The 19615-nt window shown below is 58.4% G+C and carries 17 protein-coding genes and 3 pseudogenes; 7 read left to right on the top strand and 13 right to left on the bottom strand.

Annotation, left to right across the window (positions count from 1 at the left end; translation table 11 throughout):
- Positions 1-64: 64 nt before the first annotated feature.
- The 6 genes and pseudogenes from ubiA to clpP all read right to left on the bottom strand — a co-directional run bounded on the left by ubiA (position 65) and on the right by clpP (position 7780).
- Positions 65-978, bottom strand: a pseudogene (gene ubiA, locus BSK43_RS23630) (4-hydroxybenzoate octaprenyltransferase).
- A gap of 117 nt (positions 979-1095) precedes the next feature.
- Positions 1096-2007, bottom strand: coding sequence for an agmatinase (locus BSK43_RS23635; protein ID WP_077470151.1), 912 nt, complete (start codon positions 2005-2007; stop codon positions 1096-1098).
- Between the two features lie 247 nt (positions 2008-2254).
- Positions 2255-2530, bottom strand: coding sequence for a DNA-binding protein HupB (hupB, locus tag BSK43_RS23640; protein WP_034487026.1), 276 nt, complete (start codon positions 2528-2530; stop codon positions 2255-2257).
- 201 nt (positions 2531-2731) lie between these two features.
- Positions 2732-5152, bottom strand: coding sequence for an endopeptidase La (lon, locus tag BSK43_RS23645; RefSeq protein ID WP_068385859.1), 2421 nt, complete (start codon positions 5150-5152; stop codon positions 2732-2734).
- 421 nt (positions 5153-5573) lie between these two features.
- Positions 5574-6851, bottom strand: coding sequence for an ATP-dependent Clp protease ATP-binding subunit ClpX (clpX, locus tag BSK43_RS23650; protein ID WP_068385857.1), 1278 nt, complete (start codon positions 6849-6851; stop codon positions 5574-5576).
- A gap of 296 nt (positions 6852-7147) precedes the next feature.
- A complete protein-coding gene (gene clpP / locus BSK43_RS23655; RefSeq protein ID WP_068385855.1) occupies positions 7148-7780 on the bottom strand; it encodes an ATP-dependent Clp endopeptidase proteolytic subunit ClpP in 633 nt (210 codons plus the stop codon).
- 393 nt (positions 7781-8173) lie between these two features.
- On the opposite strand from clpP, the gene BSK43_RS23660 reads away from it, so the two are divergent.
- The gene (locus BSK43_RS23660) at positions 8174-9436 is read left to right on the top strand and encodes a GGDEF domain-containing protein (RefSeq protein WP_246662661.1); all 1263 of its coding nucleotides are present in this window, start codon (positions 8174-8176) and stop codon (positions 9434-9436) included.
- A gap of 131 nt (positions 9437-9567) precedes the next feature.
- Here BSK43_RS23660 and pstB read toward each other — a convergent pair whose 3' ends face one another.
- From pstB to BSK43_RS23685, 5 genes and pseudogenes are all read right to left on the bottom strand, one after another.
- Positions 9568-10404, bottom strand: a complete 837-nt coding sequence (gene pstB, locus BSK43_RS23665; protein WP_077470150.1) for a phosphate ABC transporter ATP-binding protein PstB — start codon at positions 10402-10404, stop codon at positions 9568-9570.
- Positions 10405-10433: 29 nt separating this feature from the next.
- Positions 10434-11286, bottom strand: a pseudogene (gene pstA, locus BSK43_RS23670) (phosphate ABC transporter permease PstA).
- A gap of 11 nt (positions 11287-11297) precedes the next feature.
- Positions 11298-12269 carry a phosphate ABC transporter permease subunit PstC gene (gene pstC / locus BSK43_RS23675; RefSeq protein ID WP_077470104.1) on the bottom strand — a complete coding sequence of 324 codons (972 nt, stop codon included), beginning with the start codon at positions 12267-12269 and terminating at the stop codon, positions 11298-11300.
- Positions 12270-12343: 74 nt separating this feature from the next.
- On the bottom strand, positions 12344-13315 hold the full coding sequence (gene pstS, locus BSK43_RS23680; protein ID WP_246662689.1) for a phosphate ABC transporter substrate-binding protein PstS: 972 nt from the start codon (positions 13313-13315) through the stop codon (positions 12344-12346).
- Positions 13316-13629: 314 nt separating this feature from the next.
- Positions 13630-13974: a cupin domain-containing protein gene (locus tag BSK43_RS23685; RefSeq protein ID WP_077470149.1), complete on the bottom strand. Its 345-nt coding sequence runs from the start codon at positions 13972-13974 to the stop codon at positions 13630-13632.
- Between the two features lie 252 nt (positions 13975-14226).
- On the opposite strand from BSK43_RS23685, the gene BSK43_RS23690 reads away from it, so the two are divergent.
- From BSK43_RS23690 to arsH, 5 genes and pseudogenes are all read left to right on the top strand, one after another.
- Entirely contained in the window at positions 14227-14586 is a 360-nt protein-coding gene (locus BSK43_RS23690; protein WP_077470102.1) for a metalloregulator ArsR/SmtB family transcription factor, read from the top strand.
- 15 nt (positions 14587-14601) lie between these two features.
- Positions 14602-14700, top strand: a pseudogene (locus tag BSK43_RS23695) (arsenate reductase ArsC); the annotation flags it as partial.
- A 74-nt stretch (positions 14701-14774) separates the two neighbouring features.
- Positions 14775-15839, top strand: coding sequence for an ACR3 family arsenite efflux transporter (gene arsB / locus BSK43_RS23700; protein WP_077470101.1), 1065 nt, complete (start codon positions 14775-14777; stop codon positions 15837-15839).
- On the top strand, positions 15836-16258 hold the full coding sequence (gene arsC, locus BSK43_RS23705) for an arsenate reductase (glutaredoxin) (RefSeq protein ID WP_077470100.1): 423 nt from the start codon (positions 15836-15838) through the stop codon (positions 16256-16258). Before arsB ends, arsC begins: the two co-directional genes overlap by 4 nt.
- Positions 16233-16961 (top strand): arsenical resistance protein ArsH, encoded by a 729-nt coding sequence (arsH, locus tag BSK43_RS23710; RefSeq protein WP_077470099.1) that lies wholly within the window; start codon positions 16233-16235, stop codon positions 16959-16961. The genes arsC and arsH overlap by 26 nt, the downstream gene beginning before the upstream one ends.
- Before the next feature lie 44 nt (positions 16962-17005).
- Here the strand turns inward: arsH and BSK43_RS23715 are convergent, their stop codons facing one another.
- Both BSK43_RS23715 and BSK43_RS23720 read right to left on the bottom strand, forming a co-directional pair.
- Complete coding sequence (locus BSK43_RS23715) at positions 17006-18289, bottom strand: O-acetylhomoserine aminocarboxypropyltransferase (protein ID WP_077470098.1); 1284 nt, start codon at positions 18287-18289, stop codon at positions 17006-17008.
- A gap of 169 nt (positions 18290-18458) precedes the next feature.
- The gene (locus tag BSK43_RS23720) at positions 18459-18887 is read right to left on the bottom strand and encodes a CoA-binding protein (RefSeq protein ID WP_077470097.1); all 429 of its coding nucleotides are present in this window, start codon (positions 18885-18887) and stop codon (positions 18459-18461) included.
- 112 nt (positions 18888-18999) lie between these two features.
- Between BSK43_RS23720 and BSK43_RS23725 the strand changes: the two genes are divergently transcribed.
- Positions 19000-19326, top strand: a complete 327-nt coding sequence (locus BSK43_RS23725; RefSeq protein WP_077470096.1) for a hypothetical protein — start codon at positions 19000-19002, stop codon at positions 19324-19326.
- The last annotated feature ends 289 nt before the right edge of the window (positions 19327-19615 follow it).

Here is a 19615-nt window from a genome sequence, read left to right on the forward strand (position 1 = left end):
TAACTCCGGACGGAAAACCGCTGCGCACTTTTCCTGGAAATACTCTAAAGCTTGATTGAGCGGCTCACCACGTTCCGATGAATGCCGCGCAGGCCAGCAGCGCTCCGGTCAGGATATTCGCCAGGAACAAGTGGAAATTCACCTCGGGACGGTCAAGGTCGATTCGCCAGGTTTGCCAGCCCAGGTGCGCGGCGATGACAAGCATTCCCATGGCGTAGGCCAGCGACATGCCGAGCAACCAGCCCCCGACCGACCACGCCAAGACCGTCAGGGCGTAGAACAGACCGACACAGGCCTTGCCGTGCCGGCCAAACAGGATTGCCGTCGATTTCAGGCCAAGTTGGGTGTCGTCCTTTACGTCGACATAGGCATAGACGGTGTCGTAGCCAATCTGCCATGCGATAGCGCCGGCCCACATGAGGACCGCGCCCGCCGGGATATGCCCGGCAACCTCGGCCCAAGCCATCAGCATGCCCCAATTGAACGCCGCGCCCAGTACAGCCTGGGGCCAATGAGTGAAACGCTTGCAGAGCGGATAGATGAAGACCAGCGGCAGAACGCATATGGCGACAAGGCGTGCATAGGGTGTCAGGAAGAACAGAAGCGATGCCGCCAGTGCAAGCTGGACGGCCAGAAAGACAGAAGCCTGCAGCGCGCCGATCTGTCCGCTTGCCAAAGGTCGAAAGCGGGTTCGCTCGACATGGCCGTCAAACTTCCGATCTGCAATATCGTTAACCGTCGAGCCGGCACTTCTCATCAGCAAGGCGCCGAGAGAGAAAACAACCAGCTCTCGAAGGTCCGGAAAACTTGTGATGCCTGGACCAGAGCTGCCCAGCACGGGAAAAGCGTCAGCCATATTCCTACCGGCCGATCCAGCCGGGCCAGGCGCGTATATGGCCGCCAAGAAGGCGGCAGCCGACGATCCACCCAATCGCCAAGTTGGATGTCGCTTAGGTCCGGGCGGCTTAAACCAGTCATGATCTCATCCAAATTCGCTGTCGTTCATCGCCATTGAAATGACTGTTTGCGATTGAACTCCCCCGCGGGCAAGAGCCTCCCCCAATATTCCGGAATAGAGCCCGATCCCAACAGGACTTACGCTTGCCGGACAATGGCTCCGATGACGTTGGTAAGAATGCGGGCGGCGGTGACGGCCGATAAGCCGTCAATGTCAGTAGGTGGATAGAATTCGACCAGGTCGAAGCCAGCAATCTTCGCGCGCCGACCCAGACCCGCAATCAGTTCGATGACTTGTGTATAGGTCAAACCTCCGGGCGTGCGCGCGGCTACCCCAGGCATGACCGATGGATCGATGCTGTCGCAATCGAGGGTGACAACAACCCGCGCACCTTCAGGAATATGCCGCAGAGCGGCTTCGACGCCCTCGGCATGCACCTTGCGAGCCGTCACGAAATGACTGCCATAGCGCCTCGCGTCTTCGACCTCAGTGAGACCTGCGCTGCCGACGCCACGAAGACCGACCTGAACCATGCCGGCAACATGCTGCATCTCGCTCGCCCGACGCATCGGGCTCGAATAGCCGTAGCGCTCGCCGTGCAACTCGTCGCGCCAATCGATATGAGCATCGATCTGCAGGACCCAGACCGGCCCTTGATCCGCATACCCGGCGAGGAAAGGGATCGTTACGGAACAATCGCCGCCGATCAGGATCGGTACGGCTGATGATGCCAGTATCTCACGGGTCCTCGCCTCGATCCGAGCACGGTTTCCGGCATTGTCGTGCATGATCGTTAGGATGTCGCCGGTGTCGATGCAGCACGGGGGCTTGCCGTCAAACAGCGGGCCGCCAACATCGAAATCCCAATGTTCGATCAGAGGAGCATCGGCCTGGCTTGCCGAGCGAATAGCGTCGGCGGCCAACATATAGCCGCTACTGTCTTTGTCGGGATAGGTGCTGCCGTGGCCAGATCCGAAAATGATCGCGCGACACAGGCTGCCATCGGCTATTTGATTGGGAAGGCTGAGAAAGGAAGACGATGCGGTCATTTCTTGATCATCCTGATGGTCGTTTGACTGAAACGTCAATGTCGGGCGTTCGAAAATACCCCATGACGTTTCCTTCGCAACAGAATGCACCAAGCGTCTACGCCGTGGACATCCCTTATTTTGATGGTCACGGCTGCTGAACGAAATCCAGCCGTTCCCTATCTCAAAATAAAAAAGGGCCCGCTAAGGCGGACCCTCAATGTTTTTCACCCGCAAGGCTAACGCCTCGCAGCGGGTGAAAACGAAATCAGCTGTTGACCGAGTCCTTCAGGCCCTTGCCGGGCGTGAACTTCGGCACGTTGCGGGCCGCAATATCGACCTCAGCGCCGGTGGATGGGTTACGGCCCTTCGTGGCTGCACGGTGGGAAACGGTGAAGCTGCCGAAACCAGCGAGGCGAATGTCGCCGCCCTTCTTCAGTTCAGCCTGGACGGTCTCGAAAACAGCGTCAACAGCGGAAGCAGCGTCAGCCTTCGTGATACCGGCCTTCTCGGCCACTGCGGACACGAGCTCATTCTTGTTCATGTTTCCACCCCTTTCTTTGGTATGAAACGACTTATCGGTAAGCGGGGTGCAAGTACGAATGCTCTTACCCGCCGCAACCCCAAAAGCCCTGCAAATCAAGGAAAAGCAAGCGTTACCAGCCGCTTTTCACAAAAAAAGACCGGCAAAAATGCCGGTCTTTTCGTCATTTATGACAATTCGACAGAATTGAGGCGATGAGCCTCAATGTGCGATCGTCGCACCTACATCGTCGACGCCTTCGACCGTTGCAATCACGGGCGTTTCGACCGTGCCATCCCATTCGATCGGCTCGGGCCGGCGAACAAGCGCATGCTTGATCACCTCACCCATGCGCGACACGGGAATGATCTCCATCCGGTTCTTCACGTTGTCCGGAATCTCCGCCAGATCCTTGGCGTTTTCTTCCGGGATCAGCACCTTCTTGATGCCGCCACGCAGAGCCGCAAGCAGCTTTTCCTTCAGGCCGCCGATCGGCAGCACGCGGCCGCGCAGCGTGATTTCACCGGTCATGGCGACATCCTTGGAAACCGGGATGCCGGTCATGATCGAGACGATCGCGGTTGCCATGGCAACACCGGCCGACGGACCATCCTTGGGCGTCGCACCTTCCGGCACGTGCACGTGGATGTCGCTCTTGTCGAAGCGCGGAGGCTCGATGCCGAAATCGACGGCGCGCGAGCGGACATAGGATGCCGCAGCGGAAATCGATTCCTTCATGACTTCCTTCAGGTTGCCGGTCACGGTCATGCGACCCTTGCCCGGCATCAGCACGCCTTCGATCGTCAGCAGTTCGCCGCCAACCTCGGTCCATGCGAGACCGGTGACAACACCGACCTGATCTTCGCGTTCGGCTTCGCCATGGCGGAAGCGCGGCACGCCGAGATAGTCCGGAACGTTCTCACCCGTAACGGCAACCGACTTGGTCTTGCCCTTGATGATCTCGGTGACCGCCTTGCGGGCGAGCTTCATCAATTCGCGCTCGAGGTTACGGACGCCGGCTTCGCGGGTGTACTGCTGGATGATGACCATCAGGGCATCGTCGCTGACCGAGAATTCGCTCGGCTGCAAAGCATGTTCCTTGATGGCCTTCGGCAGCAGGTGCCGCTTGGCGATCTCGCGCTTTTCATCTTCGGTGTAGCCGGCGATACGGATGATCTCCATGCGGTCCATCAAGGGCGCAGGGATATTCAAAGTATTCGCCGTCGTGATGAACATCACGTCCGACAGATCGTATTCGACTTCCAGGTAGTGATCCATGAAGGTCGAGTTCTGCGCCGGGTCCAGCACCTCAAGCAGAGCCGAAGACGGATCGCCGCGATAGTCCTGGCCGAGCTTGTCGATTTCGTCGAGCAAGAACAGCGGATTGGACTTCTTGGCCTTCTTCATCGACTGGATGACCTTGCCGGGCATCGAGCCGATATAGGTGCGGCGGTGACCGCGGATCTCGGCTTCGTCACGAACGCCGCCAAGCGCCATGCGGACATACTCACGGCCGGTCGCCTTGGCGATCGACTGGGCGAGCGAGGTCTTGCCGACGCCCGGAGGTCCGACGAGGCACAGGATCGGCCCCTTGATCTTGGTCGCACGCGCCTGGACGGCCAGATACTCGACGATGCGCTCCTTGACCTTGTCGAGACCGAAGTGATCGGCTTCGAGGATCTTCTCGGCATTGTTCAGATCAGCCTTCACCTTCGACTTCTTGTGCCAGGGGATGCCCAGCAGCCAGTCGAGATAGTTGCGCACGACGGTTGCTTCAGCCGACATCGGGCTCATCTGCCGCAGCTTCTTCAGCTCGGCATCGGCCTTTTCCTTGGCTTCCTTCGACAGCTTCGTCTTGGAGATGCGCTCTTCCAGTTCGGCCATCTCGTCGCGGCCTTCCTCGCCGTCGCCGAGCTCCTTCTGGATCGCCTTCATCTGCTCATTCAGGTAGTATTCGCGCTGGGTCTTCTCCATCTGGCGCTTGACGCGCGAGCGGATGCGCTTCTCGACCTGCAGAACCGAAATCTCGCCTTCCATGAAGCCGAGCGCCTTTTCGAGGCGAGCCTTGACGCTGGTGGTTTCCAGCATCTCCTGCTTCTCGGTGATCTTGATCGACAGATGCGATGCGACGGTGTCGGCCAGCTTCGAATAGTCGTCGATCTGGCTGGCAGCACCAACCACTTCCGGCGAAATCTTCTTGTTGAGCTTCACGTAGCTCTCGAATTCGGAAACGACCGAACGACTCAGCGCCTCAAGCTCGACCTGATCCTCTTCCGGCTCGTTGAGCGTATGCCCGAGAGCTTCGTAGAAGTCTTCACGGCTGGTATATTCGTCGATCTCTGCGCGCGCACGGCCTTCGACCAGCACCTTGACGGTACCGTCGGGCAGTTTCAGCAGCTGCAGAACATTGGCAACCGTGCCCACCTTGTGGATCGCGTCCGGTGCGGGATCGTCGTCACTGGCATTGATCTGGGTGACCAGCATGATCTGCTTGTCGGAACCCATGACCTCTTCCAGCGCGCGAATGGATTTCTCCCGTCCGACGAACAGCGGCACGATCATGTGTGGAAAAACCACGATGTCGCGCAACGGCAATACCGGATAGGCAATGCTCTCATGTGCCGCAGACGTTTTCTTAGTCATGTTATTTCCTTTCCGTCGTCCCGTTCCCGGGCTCTCTGCCAGCTGGGGGAGGATTAGCCGGCTCTCTCACTTGATAAACAAGTGGAGCTTCACATTACCTATTTCAAGTCACGCGAGACATGCCACCGTCACACGGCAGCCCCGCTTGTTTACGAGGAGGAACGCAACAACAAACACCGAAGCCCAGCCACTCAAACAATCACTGGCGAAGCGGAATCCGAAGGAAAATACCGGGCTGATGCCCAAATCACCGGATGCTCCAGAATCATGCCATGATGGCCGCAGCAGGCGCTCTTCACAACCAGCTTTGATGGCATTCCCATCAGCTTATCCAAGACTTTATCAGCAAACTGTACGATTTTTCAAACAGAAAGGGGCCCGTCCATGACGAGCCCCTGATTCGTGATCGTCGATGAAGACATCAGGCCGTTGCGTTGGCCTTTTCTTCCTGCCGATCGGCATAAATGTAGAGCGGACGAGCGGAGCCACGGACGACTTCCTCGGAGATGACAACCTCGCGCACGCCTTCCAGCGCCGGCAGGTCGAACATGGTGTCGAGGAGGATCTTTTCCATGATCGAGCGCAGGCCGCGAGCGCCCGTCTTGCGGACGATCGCCCTACGGGCAATCTCACGCAGCGCGTCTTCGTGGAAGGTCAGTTCGACATCTTCCATCTCGAACAGGCGCTGGTACTGCTTGACGAGAGCGTTCTTCGGCTCCGACAGGATCTGGATCAGCGCATCCGCATCCAGGTCTTCCAGCGTCGCCAGAACAGGCAGACGGCCGATGAATTCCGGGATGAGGCCGAACTTCACCAGATCTTCCGGCTCCAGTTCGCGCAGCACTTCCCCGACGCGACGATCATCCTGCGCCTTGACGGTGGCGCCGAAGCCAATCGAGGTCTTCTCGCCACGGGCGGAGATGATCTTGTCGAGGCCGGCAAAAGCGCCGCCGCAGATGAAGAGGATGTTGGTCGTATCCACCTGCAGGAACTCCTGCTGCGGATGCTTGCGGCCGCCCTGCGGGGGAACCGAAGCGACGGTCCCTTCCATGATCTTCAGCAGAGCTTGCTGTACGCCCTCGCCCGACACGTCGCGCGTGATCGACGGATTATCCGACTTGCGGGAAATCTTGTCGACTTCGTCGATGTAGACGATGCCGCGCTGGGCGCGCTCGACGTTGTAGTCGGCAGCCTGCAGCAGCTTGAGGATGATGTTTTCGACGTCTTCACCGACATAACCGGCTTCGGTCAATGTCGTGGCATCGGCCATGGTGAAGGGCACGTCGATGATGCGGGCGAGCGTCTGGGCCAGATAGGTCTTGCCGCAGCCGGTCGGGCCGACGAGCATGATGTTCGACTTCGCCAACTCGACATCGCCGTTCTTCGACGCATGCGCGAGGCGCTTGTAATGGTTGTGAACGGCAACCGACAGGATCTTCTTCGCCTGGCGCTGGCCGATGACGTATTCGTCGAGAACCTTGATGATGTCCTGCGGTGTCGGAACCCCGTCACGCGACTTCACCATCGAGGATTTGTTTTCCTCGCGGATGATGTCCATGCATAGCTCAACGCACTCATCGCAGATGAAGACGGTCGGTCCGGCAATCAACTTGCGGACTTCATGCTGGCTCTTACCGCAGAACGAACAATAAAGCGTGTTCTTCGAGTCGCCGCCGTTGCTGCCGCTGACTTTGCTCATATCACTTTCCTTCCAGCACGCCGCCAATTTCCAAGCTGAAATCGCGGTCCACTCAATGCGCCCGCCGGACCTGCCCCTCGTTACTGGCAGATCGCGGCGCCCTTCGGGGTACTGAACGCAGGCCCGGCTCACCGGAACTGCGTGGCAACGATTCCCCTTCGAATGCCGAATGCCATGTCACAAAAACGCTACATAGCATGAATGCCTACTATTACCGCGTTCTCTTCCACATTAAACCCCTATTCGTTCACAAATGGGATAGAACTGTGGCATGGAAGGCACCGTCACGTGGATAATCACGCGGCGGTTTCACCTTCCATTTCGGTACGCGACGTCAATACCTTGTCGATCAGACCCCATTCCTTGGCCTCATCCGAGGACATGAAATGGTCACGATCGAGCGTCTGCTCGACCTCTTCGTAGGTCCGGCCGCAATGCTTGACGTAAACTTCGTTCAGGCGGCGCTTCATCTTGATGATGTCGCGCGCGTGGCGTTCGATATCCGAAGCCTGCCCCTGGAAACCGCCCGAAGGCTGGTGAACCATAATACGGGAATTCGGCGTTGCGAAACGCATGTCCTTGTCGCCGGCTGCAAGCAGCAGCGAGCCCATGGATGCGGCCTGCCCGATGCAGAGCGTCGAAACGGCAGGCTTGATGAATTGCATCGTATCGTAGATTGCCATGCCGGCGGTCACGACGCCGCCCGGCGAATTGATGTAGAGCGCGATTTCCTTCTTCGGGTTTTCTGCCTCGAGGAAGAGAAGCTGTGCGCACACCAATGTTGCCATGTGGTCTTCGACCGGGCCGGTCAGGAAGATGATACGTTCTTTCAGCAGGCGGGAATAGATGTCGTAAGACCGTTCCCCACGGTTGGTCTGCTCAACAACCATCGGCACCAGAGCCATAGCTGTATCAACTGGATTTCTCATGTGCGTCCTTTACCAAGCTTGCCCCGGCGACAAAAACACCGGGAATCGAATAAAATTCCTTTATCCCTACATAGAGTGTCCCTGCCCTGCACTTCAAGACGCATGAAAGCATAACCTCAAAAAGCACTAATGCCCCAGGAAGCGTTGACAAAGCATTTCTAATGGCCGTTTTTGTAACGCCAAGTGGCTAAGGACGGCGCCAGGCACAACCCACCGCTTTTCCCGGCAGCAGGATGAAGAAAACGTGAAGGACCATGCCATGCGGCAAGCGCGCGGCCACAAGTAAAATTTACCAAGACACTTAAGGAACTTACCATCTTATTCGGTAAGGATAAGCTCATTACAGGAACCGTCCCGCCTTTCGCGCAGACGAGAAGACCCTGGCCGGGAGAAATGCCGATCGTGCTTAACATGACCACAGGGCTGACCATCTGGTGTTCCGAAGCCATCACCCTGGCAACCGTGCTCCTGCTTGCCTGGCGCCATGACCGCCAATCCCCCGCCTATCTGATGTGGGCCCTGGGCTTTAGCGTCAGCGCTATCGGTTTTGCCATGGTCGCGGCTCGCGGCATCATTCCTGACATATGGTCGATCCAGATCGGCAATGCCGTCGCCCTACTTGGTGAAAGCGCCTGGATCGCCGGTTTCCGCTGGATGGACAAGCGCAGGCTTGAATGGTCGGCATTGATGCCGCCAGCCATCTGGCTTGTCGGCGTCAGCCTGCCGTGGGTCAGCGACAACTTCGTCAATCGCGTCATTCTTTACGATCTCGCCGGCGCCGCCGGCGCAACTTTGCTTGCCTTTGCCGTCCATCCGGGCGAAGGGCGCCGGGAGCCGGCGCGCGGACAGCTCGGCGTCGTTTTCATGACGCTTGCCTGCTTCTGTTTCCTCTCCGGTGTTTGGATGTCATTGCTGAGGCCAACCCTGGAAGAGGCCCTGATCTACCGTGGCTACGCCGCGCTCGGCTATGCACTCATTGTCATTGTCGCCATCGTCTTGAACGGCAAGCTGCTGATGGAACGCTCCGAACGCCGCTGGCGGGCAATTTCCATCACCGATACGCTGACGGGTGTCCTGAACCGGCGCGGCCTTCAGGAGAGCTACGATATTCTCGTCAGTGACAAACAGCGACAGCCACAGAAGCTTGCCGCATTGCTGTTCGATCTCGACCATTTCAAATCGATCAACGATCGCCACGGCCACCAGACCGGCGACATGGTCCTCACGGAGTTTGCCCGTATTGCGCGCCAATTCGTTCCGCGCAATGGCGCATTCGGCAGGATGGGCGGCGAGGAGTTCGTAGCCTTCGTGCCGATAGACGATCAGGCGCAGGCGGAAGCGCTGGCGGAAACCATTCGTGCCGATTTCTGCCGTGTTCCATTGCTCGCGGGTCCTTCGCTGGTGTCGGCGACAGTTAGCGTCGGCCTTGCGATGATGCCGCGCGACACCGTCAGCTGGGACCGGCTCGTCTCGTCGGCCGACCGCGCGCTTTACGCCGCCAAGCGCGCAGGGCGCAATTGCACCATCGTCTTCAACGAAGCGGAAACCGCAAAGGCGGCAGATACGCCGCCCGATACGGATGGCGGTGAACTGGTGCCGACGATCGAAGACCAGATTCATGCATTACGGCGTCTGGGCAAGCTTGCGGGGATGTAACCGCCGCGTCTTCCTTAACGGACGAGTTGCGGCTCGGTGATCGGAAAACAGAATTCCCGCTGCGAAAATGCAAAATGGCGCGCTTGATCAGCGCGCCATTGCAAATCAACGAAAGCGATGCCTAGGTCGTATCAGCCGTAACGACCGGTGATATAGTCTTCCGTGCGCTTGACCTTCGGTGCCTGGAAGATCTGCTCGGTGGCGCCATATTCGATCAGCTCGCCAAGGTACATGAAGGCGGTGCTGTCGGAGATACGGCTGGCCTGCTGCATATTGTGCGTCACGATGACGATCGTGAACTCGCCCTTCAACTGCGACACCAGTTCCTCGACCTTGGCGGTCGAGATCGGGTCGAGAGCCGAGGTCGGTTCGTCGAGCAGGAGGACTTCCGGGCGAAGGGCAATGGCGCGGGCGATACAGAGGCGCTGCTGCTGACCGCCGGAAAGGCCAAGTCCGCTCTGGTGCAGCTTTTCCTTCACTTCGCTCCACAGTGCCGTTTCCGTCAACGCGGCTTCGACGCGAACGTCCATCTCCGCCTTTGAGATCTTTTCATAGAGCCGGATGCCGAAGGCAACGTTTTCATAGATCGTCATCGGGAACGGCGTGGGCTTCTGGAACACCATGCCGACCTTGGCGCGCAGATCGTTGAGATCGACGTCCTTGGTGAGAATGTTGCGGCCATCCAGCAGGATCTCGCCCGCAACCGTCTGGCCGGGATAAAGATCATACATCCGGTTGAACGTGCGCAGCAGCGTGGACTTGCCGCAACCCGAAGGGCCGATGAACGCGGTGACCGCATTTTTGCGGATGTTCATATTCACGTCCTTCAGAACGCGATGGCCGTTCTGATAGGTGAAATCGAGTTTCTTCACCTCGAGTTTCGCGAGCGCACCGAGATCCGACTGGGACGCGGCGTCCTTCCCCGGCTGTGCATTGACGCTCTGGAAATTGCTGTCGCTCATGTTCATGGTCTCATTCCTATCGTTCGGCGGCTGCGTCATTGGCGGCGCCCACTCAAGACACGGGCAAGGATGTTGAGGGCGAGGATGGCTACGGTGATGATCAGCGCGCCGGCCCAGGCCAGTTGTTTCAGATCCTCGCCTGCATCGGCGGCGAGCGTATTGATCGCAACCGGCAGCGTGGCAATTGGACCGGTCAAGCCTGCATTCATAAACTTGCTGTAGCCGGCTGTGAAGAGAAGCGGTGCGGTTTCGCCGCTGATGCGGGCGACGGCCAGCAGGATACCGGTGAGAATGCCCGTCCAGGCGGAACGGTAAATCACCATCACCATGGATTTCCAGCGCGGCGCGCCGAGCGCGGCAGTCGCCTCCCGAAGCGCATTCGGCACGAGTAATAGCATGTCCTGTGTGGTACGGTTTACCACAGGAAGGGCGATCAGCGCCAGCGCGAGAATGCCGGCGAAGGCAGAGTTGCCGCGCATGGGCACGACAACCGCACCATAGACAAACACGCCGATGATGATCGAAGGCGCGGACAGCAGGATGTCGTTGAGGAACTTGGCGGCCTCGGCAAGCTTGCTGCCGTTGGCATATTCGACCAGATAGGTGCCGGCGAGAATGCCGATCGGCGCGGCGATCAGGATGGCGCAGCCCGTGACCAGCACGGTGCCGTAGATCGCGTTGATCAGGCCGGCCGCGCGAGCCCTGTGCCGGGATCGACATGGTGAACACGTCAAGGCTCAGCGCCGATACACCGCGGTAAACCAGGCTGACAAGGATCACGCTGAGAAAGAATATGCCGAGGACGGCCGCGATGAAGCACAAGGCCATCATCACCCGGTTCTTTCCGTAACGCCGCGACACGATGTTCTGACGAATTGCATTTTCCATGGCTTTTTCCCTCAAAGCGCGTCGCCGCGGCCGATCATCCATCTCGCCACCGCAAGCACGCAGAAGGAGAGGACGAACAGGAGCAGGCCGAGCGCAATAAGGCTCGACAATTGCAGACCGTCGGCATCGCCGAAGTTGTTCGCGATCTGGGCGGAAATGGTGGTGGACGGCGAGATGATCGACGATTGCAGACGGCTGACCGACCCAATGACGAAGGTGACGGCCATGGTTTCGCCAAGCGCGCGGCCGAGGCCGAGCATGATGCCGCCGACGAGACCGCGTCGTGTGTAGGGGATCAGGATGTAGCGAGCCACTTCCCATGTCGTCATGCCCATGCCGTAGGCGGATTCACGCAGCATCGGCGGCACCGTTCCGAACACGTCACGGGAGATCGCGGTGATGAACGGCAGGATCATGACGGCCAACACGAGGCTTGCCGTCAGCAGGCCGACACCCGGTGCCGGCGGCTGGAAAAGCAGGCCGATAATCGGCACTTCGCCGATCGTCATGATAAGAAACGGCAGAATATAGTTCTGCATCAGCGGCACGAGAATGAACAAGCCGACGATGCCGTAGATAATGGAGGGAACGCCAGCCAGAAGCTCGATGGCCGTGCTGATCGGACGTCGTAGGCTGCCAGGGCAAAGTTCCGTGAGGAAGATGGCGATGCCGATGCCCAAGGGGACGGCAATCAGCATGGCGATGAGCGAGCTCACCAGCGTGCCGACAACGGCAGGTACGGCGCCATAGATATCGGCAGGAGCACTCCACTTCGTGCCCCATAGAAACGAAAACCCGAAGGCCTGGAAGGTCGGCAGGGCATCGATGATGAGAACCACGATGATTGCCAGCAGCAGAAGCACGACAAGAGCAGCCGAGCCAAGCGTCATAAAGTAGAAAATCCGGTCTTGTATCCGGAATTTCCTGGTGCTGGCGCTGGTATCCAGTCCCTGGAAGCCAGCCGTCTGAGTCGCATCAGCCATCGATTTCCCCTTGTCCTGTCACGAAGGCGGACAGGGCCATGCCCTGTCCGCCGTAACTTTTAACTCAGCACAGATTACTTCGTGCCGAAGTCCGTCTTCCAGGACTTCTCGACGATCGCAGCAACGCTTTCCGGGATCGCGAGGTACGACAGGGCGGTTGCGTCCTTCTGGCCATGCTCATAGGACCACTTGAAGAACTTCAGCGCTTCTTCGTTGAGAGCAGGATCAGCCGGCTTCTTGTAGAGCAGAACCCAGGTCGAAGCTGCAATCGGCCAGCTCTTTTCGCCCGGCTGATTGGTGATGATCAGGTTGAAGTTCTTGGCCTTGGCCCAATCAGCGTTGGAAGCAGCAGCCTTAAAGGTGTCGAGGCTCGGCTCGATAACCTTGCCGGCAGCATTCTTCATCTTCGCAAAACCGATGTGGTTGGCGACGACGTAGGAATATTCAACGTAGGAGATCGAACCAGCCGTCTGGTTGACTGTGGTGGAAACGCCTTCAGAACCCTTGGCACCGAAGCCGACCGGCCATTCAACAGCCGTGTTCGAACCAACCTTTTCCTTCCACTCCGGCGAAACCTTGGCCAGGTAGTCGGTGAAGTTGAAGGTCGTGCCCGAGCTGTCGGCGCGATAAACGACCGAGATCGGAGCGGAAGGCAGCTTCACGTCGGGGTTGAGAGCCTTGATAGCCGCGTCGTCCCACTTGGCGATCTTGCCGAGGAAGATGTCAGCCAGCGTCTTGCCGTCGAGAACGAGTTCGCCCGGCTTTACGCCAGCAACGTTATAGGAAACGACGATACCGCCGGAGATCATCGGGAACTGGGCAATGCCGTTCTTCTCGAGGTCAGCGTCGCTCATCGGCTTGTCGGAAGCGCCGAAGATGATGGTCTTGTCGAGGAGCTGCTTGATGCCAGCGCCCGAACCGACCGACTGGTAGTTGACGACATTGTTCGTCGCAGCCTTGTAGCCTTCGGCCCACTTGGACAGAACCGGAGCAATGAAGCTCGAGCCGGCGCCCGTGATGTCGGCAGCCGAGGCCGAAACGGACATAGCCGCGATGAAGCCTGCAGTCAGGCAGAGCGAACGAAATTTCTGATTCAACATGATTGAACTCACTTCCCAGAGTGATGAAAGGATGGCAAGCAGGAGCTGAGCACGGAGTATCCCATCGGTTAAGAACCCCACCTCAATCTCCTAGCGACAGTGATGGCTCTAATGCCGCATTGTTTCAGTTTGATGACAGTTTAATGAAGCGGCGGTGACACAACCTGCGGCAATCATCGCGGCCGATGCGGAACCCCATGGAATGGGCCGCTTCGGGCAATTCGCAACATCGAACTTCATGTTTTGATTCAACAAACTTTTCAAAGTCGGATCACATAATCCTTGCGAGTCGTTTCAATGACTTCCCATGTCCCCTTGAAGCCCGGCTTCAAGATGAGACGGTCGCCTGTGCGCAGATGAAAAGTCTCGCCGTCGTCTGCCGTCACGATTGAGTAGCCCGAGAGGATATGGAAGTATTCCCACTCGTCGTAGATGATCTTCCATTTGCCCGGCGTCGCCTCCCATATGCCTGCATAAAGACCGCCATCGGCCTCTTCGAGGTTCCAAGTGCGAAACGCGGGAGCCCCCGAAACGAGCCGATCTGCGGCAGGCGTTCCCGCTTCCGGTTCGACGCCATCGATATCCAGTCGCAGATATGTCGTCATGAATGCCTCCTCATTGCTCGCCTGCATTGCTTTTCTCGTAGCTGCCGGATCGAGACAAGCACGAAACGACAGGCCGTCAAAGATAGCCCATCGGCTTTTTCAGCCCTTTGCCGGATTGCGGCGCCTCGAAACAGGTGAGCCAGACGAATACCGCGACGCGGCCAGGCCGCTTCGGTCTTGAAGATAATCAAATGCAGGAGGCAGTCACGGCTCTCCAGTTGACAAGATCTATATATCCATTATTCTGGATATATGGAATCAACAGATGCAATTGCGGCGCTGGCCGCCCTGGCGCAGACGACAAGGCTCGAAACCTTTCGCCTGCTGGTCAAATCAGAGCCGGATGGAATCCCGGCGGGCGAACTGGCCCGAATGCTTGATGTCCCGCAGAACACGATGTCCGCGCATCTGGGAACCCTGTCTCGAGCCGGCATCGTGCGAAGCGAACGCCGGAGCCGCTCCATTATATACCGCGCTGATCTCGAAGGCTTTCGGGCACTGACGCTGTTCCTTCTTAAGGACTGCTGCGGGGGAAATGCGGAATTGTGCGCGCCCTTGATCGCCGATCTCACGCCATGCTGCCCGCCGGCGACCATTCGACCTCCGACCTAACCACGGAACATGACCATGACCGCCAGGACCTACAACGCGCTCTTCTTGTGCACGGGCAATTCCGCACGCTCTATTCTCGCCGGGTCGATGCTGAGCAAGGCGGGCGGCAGTCGCATAGCGCAGGAACACAAGCTTCGGCAGATCAGCGCCCTTGAAGGTGCATCGGTCAAATCCGAGAAGGCAGGCTGATGTCCACTTTCGAGAGATATCTGACCGTCTGGGTCTTTTTGTGCATTGTTGCCGGCATCGCTCTTGGCCACCTAGTGCCCGGTGTATTCCATGCCATCGGCGCAGCCGAAGCTGCCAAGGTCAATATTCCCGTGGCCATCCTCATCTGGCTGATGGTCATTCCGATGTTGCTGAAGATCGATTTCGGTTCACTTGCAAAGGTCGGAAGCTATTGGCGCGGGATCGCTGTTACGCTGTTCATCAACTGGGCCGTCAAGCCGTTTTCGATGGCTCTGCTGGGCTGGCTGTTCGTCGGCTGGCTATTCCACCCCTTCCTCCCGGCAGATCAGATCGATTCCTACGTCGCGGGGCTGATCATCCTTGCCGCGGCACCTTGTACGGCCATGGTTTTCGTCTGGAGCAATCTGACCAGAGGCGAGCCTCACTTCACACTTTCCCAAGTGGCGCTGAACGACGCAATCATGATCGTGGCCTTTGCGCCGATCGTGGGATTGCTGCTTGGGCTATCCGCCATTACCGTTCCCTGGGATACATTGATGATCTCGGTGGCGCTCTACATTCTCATTCCCGTGGCGATCTCGCAGATTATCCGCAGATATCTGACAACCGAGGGGGCGACTCGCGCGCTGGACGCCCTCCTGGCAAAGCTGCAACCGCTATCCCTCCTGGCATTGCTGGCAACTCTCGTTCTTCTGTTCGGCTTCCAGGGAGAGCAGATTATCGCGCAACCGACGATCATCGCGCTACTGGCCGTTCCGATCCTGATCCAGGTCTATTTCAATTCAGGGCTCGCCTATTTGCTGAACCGCATGTCCGGAGAGCAGCACTGCGTGGCCGGTCCGTCGGCCCTGATTGGTGCCAGCAACTTTTTCGAGCTCGCAGTGGCGGCAGCGATCAGCTTGTTCGGCTTTCAGTCGGGCGCAGCGCTTGCGACCGTCGTCGGCGTCCTCATCGAGGTTCCCGTGATGCTCTCGGTCGTCTGGATCGTGAACCGTTCCAAAGGCTGGTACGAGGCCAGCCCCGCAGTCATCAAAAATACAGTCAGCGAAAGGACGTCATCATGAACGTCACCATCTACCACAATCCCGCCTGCGGGACCTCCCGAAACACACTGGAGATGATCCGGAACGCCGGGATCGAACCCACAGTGATCGAGTATCTGAAGACGCCGCCATCGCGGGAACAACTGACCAAACTGATCTCCGACGCAGGCCTTACCGTCCGCCAGACGATCCGCGAGAAGGGAACACCCTATGCTGAACTTGGCCTCGACGACCCGACCCTGACGGACGAGCAATTGATCGATGCCATGCTCAAGGACCCCATCCTCATCAACCGCCCTTTCGTGGTTAGTCCACTCGGAACACGGTTGAGCCGGCCATCCGAACTCGTACTCGATATACTTCCGGACACCCATAAGGGTGAATTCATCAAGGAAGACGGCGAGAAGGTCCTCGATGAGAAAGGCAAGCGCATTGTCTGAGACATTCCCCGCCCTGGACGCCCGGCACCTGCATCAGCCGGATCTCGATGCCCTTCGACCGGCATTCTCGACGCATAGACCGCGAATTCTAATCCTCTATGGTTCCTTGCGCGAGGTCTCCTATAGCCGTCTACTCGCCCATGAGGCCCGCCGCCTGTTGGAACGCCTTGGGTGCGAGGTCAGGATGTTCGATCCCAAGGGCCTGCCCCTCCCCGACGAGGCGCCGGCGAGCCATCCGAAGGTGAAGGAACTTCGCGAGCTTTCCGAATGGTCCGAAGGTCAGGTATGGGTCAGTCCGGAGCGCCATGGAGCCATGACGGGCATCATGAAAGCGCAGATCGACTGGATTCCGCTCTCCATCGGTTCCGTCCGCCCAACGCAGGGAAAGACCCTGGCCGTCATGGAGGTGTCGGGCGGCAGCCAGTCCTTCAACGCACTGAACCAGATGCGTGTGCTTGGCCGCTGGATGCGGATGATCACCATCCCCAATCAGTCCTCGGTGGCCAAGGCCTATCAGGAATTCGATGCTGACGGCCGTATGAAGCCGTCGGCTTTCTACGATAGGGTCGTCGACGTCTGTGAAGAGCTGGTAAAGTTCACCATCATCACCCGCGACGCCTCGTCATATCTCACCGATCGCTACAGCGAGCGAAGGGAAACCGCCGCCAAACTCGAGCAGCGAGTTTCCCTGAATTCAATCTGACTTGGCGACACGCGGCGGGTTTTAACGCTTTGCCACCCGCCGCATCACACCTTCGCCAGCGCCTGCTCCAGATCGGCGATGATATCCTTGACGTCCTCGATGCCGACGGACAGGCGCACCACATCGGGCCCGGCACCGGCAGCGACCTTCTGCTCGTCGGTCAGCTGCTTGTGCGTCGTCGATGCGGGATGGATGACCAGGGACTTGGTGTCACCGATATTGGCGAGATGGGAGAAGAGTTCCAGCCCCTCCACCAGACCCTTGCCCGCCTCGTAGCCGCCTTTCAGCCCGAAGGTGAAGACCGACCCTGCTCCCTTGGGGGAGTAGCGCTGCTGCAATGCGTGGTTTGGGTCATCTTCGAGGCCGGCATAGTTGACCCACGCCACTTTCTCTTGCCCCTTCAGCCAGCGCGCCACGGCGATCGCATTGTCGGAATGGCGCTGTATGCGTAGCGGCAACGTCTCGATGCCGGTCAGGATCAGGAAAGCGTTAAACGGTGAAATTGCCGGCCCCAGATCGCGCAGGCCGAGAACGCGGCAGGCGATGGCGAAAGCGAAGTTGCCAAAGGTCGCGTGCAGCACGACACCATTATATTCCGGCCTTGGCTCTGACAGCATGGGGTAGTTGCCCGAAGCCGACCAATCAAATGTACCGCCATCGATGATGATGCCACCCATGGAATTGCCGTGGCCGCCGAGGAATTTCGTCAGCGAGTGCACGACAATATCGGCGCCGTGCTCCAGCGGCCGGATCAGATAGGGGCTCGCCAGGGTATTGTCGACGATCAGCGGCAGGCCGTGCTTGTGGGCAACGGCAGCGATTGCTGCAATATCGACAAAAGTGCCGCCGGGGTTGGCGAGGCTCTCGATGAAGATGCCACGGGTGCGATCGTCGATCTGCGCTTCGAAGCTCGACGGATCGGCCGAATCAGCCCAGCGGACCCGCCAATCGAAGTTCTTAAAGGATTGGCCGAACTGATTGACGGAGCCGCCATAAAGTCGCTTGGCGGCGACGAAATTATCGCCCGGCCGCATGATGGTGTGGAAGACGAGCAGCTGGGCCGCATGACCAGATGCTACGGCAAGCGCTGCCGTTCCTCCTTCAAGGGTCGCCACCCGCTCCTCAAGCACAGCCTGGGTCGGGTTCATGATGCGGGTATAGATATTGCCGAACTGCTGCAGTCCGAAGAGTGCTGCAGCATGATCCGCATCCTGGAAAACGAAGGATGTCGTCTGATAGATCGGCGTCGCGCGGGCCCCGGTGGTGGGATCCGGTTGCGCGCCCGCATGGATTGCCAGCGTATCGAAACCAGGGTTGTTCGTCGGCATGATCTTTCCTCCCGCCAGATTGTCTTTGTCGTGGCAAGATCATAGCGGTCGGAACATGAAAGTTAACCGCGAACTTTGCCGTGCTCTTCGGCTCGCGGAAAAAACTTGCCATATTTCAGAGAGATCGCGCGATAAACGGCCGATTGTCCACGGCCGGCGCCATCTCGGATCAGGCAACCAGACGCGGATATTCGATGGCCGGGCAACGGTCCATGATGACCCTGACGCCTGCAGCCTCGGCTCTTGCCGCCGCCGCATCGTCACGCACGCCGAGCTGACCCCAGATCACCGGCGGACGGGGATCGACCATGATGGTCTCCTCGACGACCGACCGCAGATATTCGGGCGCACGAAAGACATCGACCATATCCACCGGCTCGGGAATATCGGCCAAATGCGCATAGACCCATTGCCCGAGGATTTCCTTGCCGGCCTGGCCGGGATTAACAGGAATGACGCGATAGCCCTTGTTGAGCAGATAGGCCATCACGCCGTTGCTTGGCCGCGCGGGATTGGGTGAAGCGCCGAGGACCGCGATGGTCCTGACTGAAAGAAGGATATCGGCAATATAGGAATCGTCATAAGTGTCGTGGTTCATCACGAAGCCTCCCTACTCGATCGAACTTGCGTTTCTGCCGCAAACATAGAAACCGCAGCCGCAGCCTCTACGTATATATTGCATTATAACAACTTCAGGGAGGATTAACCCCATGAAAAAGATCGTTCTCCTGGGCCTACTGATTACGGTAGCCGCGACGCCGGCTCTGGCGATTTCCCGTTACAACTCCATGTCGATGACCTGCGCCGAGGCCAAGGCGACTATCAATCGCGAACGGGCCGTGATCATGCGCTACCCGTCCAAAAGAACGCCCAACATGACACTCTATGACCGCTATGTCGCAGACAGCGGCGCGTGCGACATCGGCTATTATGCCGATCAGGATTATCTGCCCACAAAAGACCGGGCCTCCTGCCCCGTCTACATATGCCGGCCGACAACCGACCTTGATGACGATGATTTGATTTTCCGGCGGTGATTGTGATGCGCTAGGTGTTACTTCGGGCGCGGCGCATACAGTCGCTTACGACCACTGATTGTTCTGGGCATGGAGCGCTGCCGACGCAGCGACCATGCAGAGGTTGTCGTGGACCTAGGCGCGGGGTAGCTGTCAAAGCGCTTTCATAGGTTTCCCAGATGCGGCTCAAATGCGTTCTCGTGAAATGCAATCTTTGTTCTCCATTCATTCGCATGCCAATTAGTTATTACTAATAAAATGGCGGCTGAAATGAGAACCGATTGCGAACGCAGCTTTATGTGCACAGTCA

Origin of the sequence: Rhizobium sp. P44RR-XXIV (assembly GCF_001999485.2) — a bacterium.
Taxonomy (GTDB): Bacteria; Pseudomonadota; Alphaproteobacteria; order Rhizobiales; family Rhizobiaceae; genus Rhizobium.

Coding starts and splice junctions, on each gene's coding strand:
- arsH (WP_077470099.1), top strand. CDS start 16,233: ATGAGAAAGGCAAGCGCATTGTCTGAGACATTCCCCGCCCTGGACGCC.
- clpX (WP_068385857.1), bottom strand. CDS start 6,851: ATGAGCAAAGTCAGCGGCAGCAACGGCGGCGACTCGAAGAACACGCTT.
- BSK43_RS23720 (WP_077470097.1), bottom strand. CDS start 18,887: ATGAACCACGACACTTATGACGATTCCTATATTGCCGATATCCTTCTT.
- clpP (WP_068385855.1), bottom strand. CDS start 7,780: ATGAGAAATCCAGTTGATACAGCTATGGCTCTGGTGCCGATGGTTGTT.
- hupB (WP_034487026.1), bottom strand. CDS start 2,530: ATGAACAAGAATGAGCTCGTGTCCGCAGTGGCCGAGAAGGCCGGTATC.
- arsB (WP_077470101.1), top strand. CDS start 14,775: ATGTCCACTTTCGAGAGATATCTGACCGTCTGGGTCTTTTTGTGCATT.
- lon (WP_068385859.1), bottom strand. CDS start 5,152: ATGACTAAGAAAACGTCTGCGGCACATGAGAGCATTGCCTATCCGGTA.
- BSK43_RS23725 (WP_077470096.1), top strand. CDS start 19,000: ATGAAAAAGATCGTTCTCCTGGGCCTACTGATTACGGTAGCCGCGACG.
- BSK43_RS23660 (WP_246662661.1), top strand. CDS start 8,174: ATGCCGATCGTGCTTAACATGACCACAGGGCTGACCATCTGGTGTTCC.
- pstS (WP_246662689.1), bottom strand. CDS start 13,315: ATGTCCGTTTCGGCCTCGGCTGCCGACATCACGGGCGCCGGCTCGAGC.
- pstC (WP_077470104.1), bottom strand. CDS start 12,269: ATGGCTGATGCGACTCAGACGGCTGGCTTCCAGGGACTGGATACCAGC.
- BSK43_RS23715 (WP_077470098.1), bottom strand. CDS start 18,289: ATGCCGACGAACAACCCTGGTTTCGATACGCTGGCAATCCATGCGGGC.
- BSK43_RS23690 (WP_077470102.1), top strand. CDS start 14,227: ATGGAATCAACAGATGCAATTGCGGCGCTGGCCGCCCTGGCGCAGACG.
- BSK43_RS23685 (WP_077470149.1), bottom strand. CDS start 13,974: ATGACGACATATCTGCGACTGGATATCGATGGCGTCGAACCGGAAGCG.
- BSK43_RS23635 (WP_077470151.1), bottom strand. CDS start 2,007: ATGACCGCATCGTCTTCCTTTCTCAGCCTTCCCAATCAAATAGCCGAT.
- pstB (WP_077470150.1), bottom strand. CDS start 10,404: ATGAACATGAGCGACAGCAATTTCCAGAGCGTCAATGCACAGCCGGGG.
- arsC (WP_077470100.1), top strand. CDS start 15,836: ATGAACGTCACCATCTACCACAATCCCGCCTGCGGGACCTCCCGAAAC.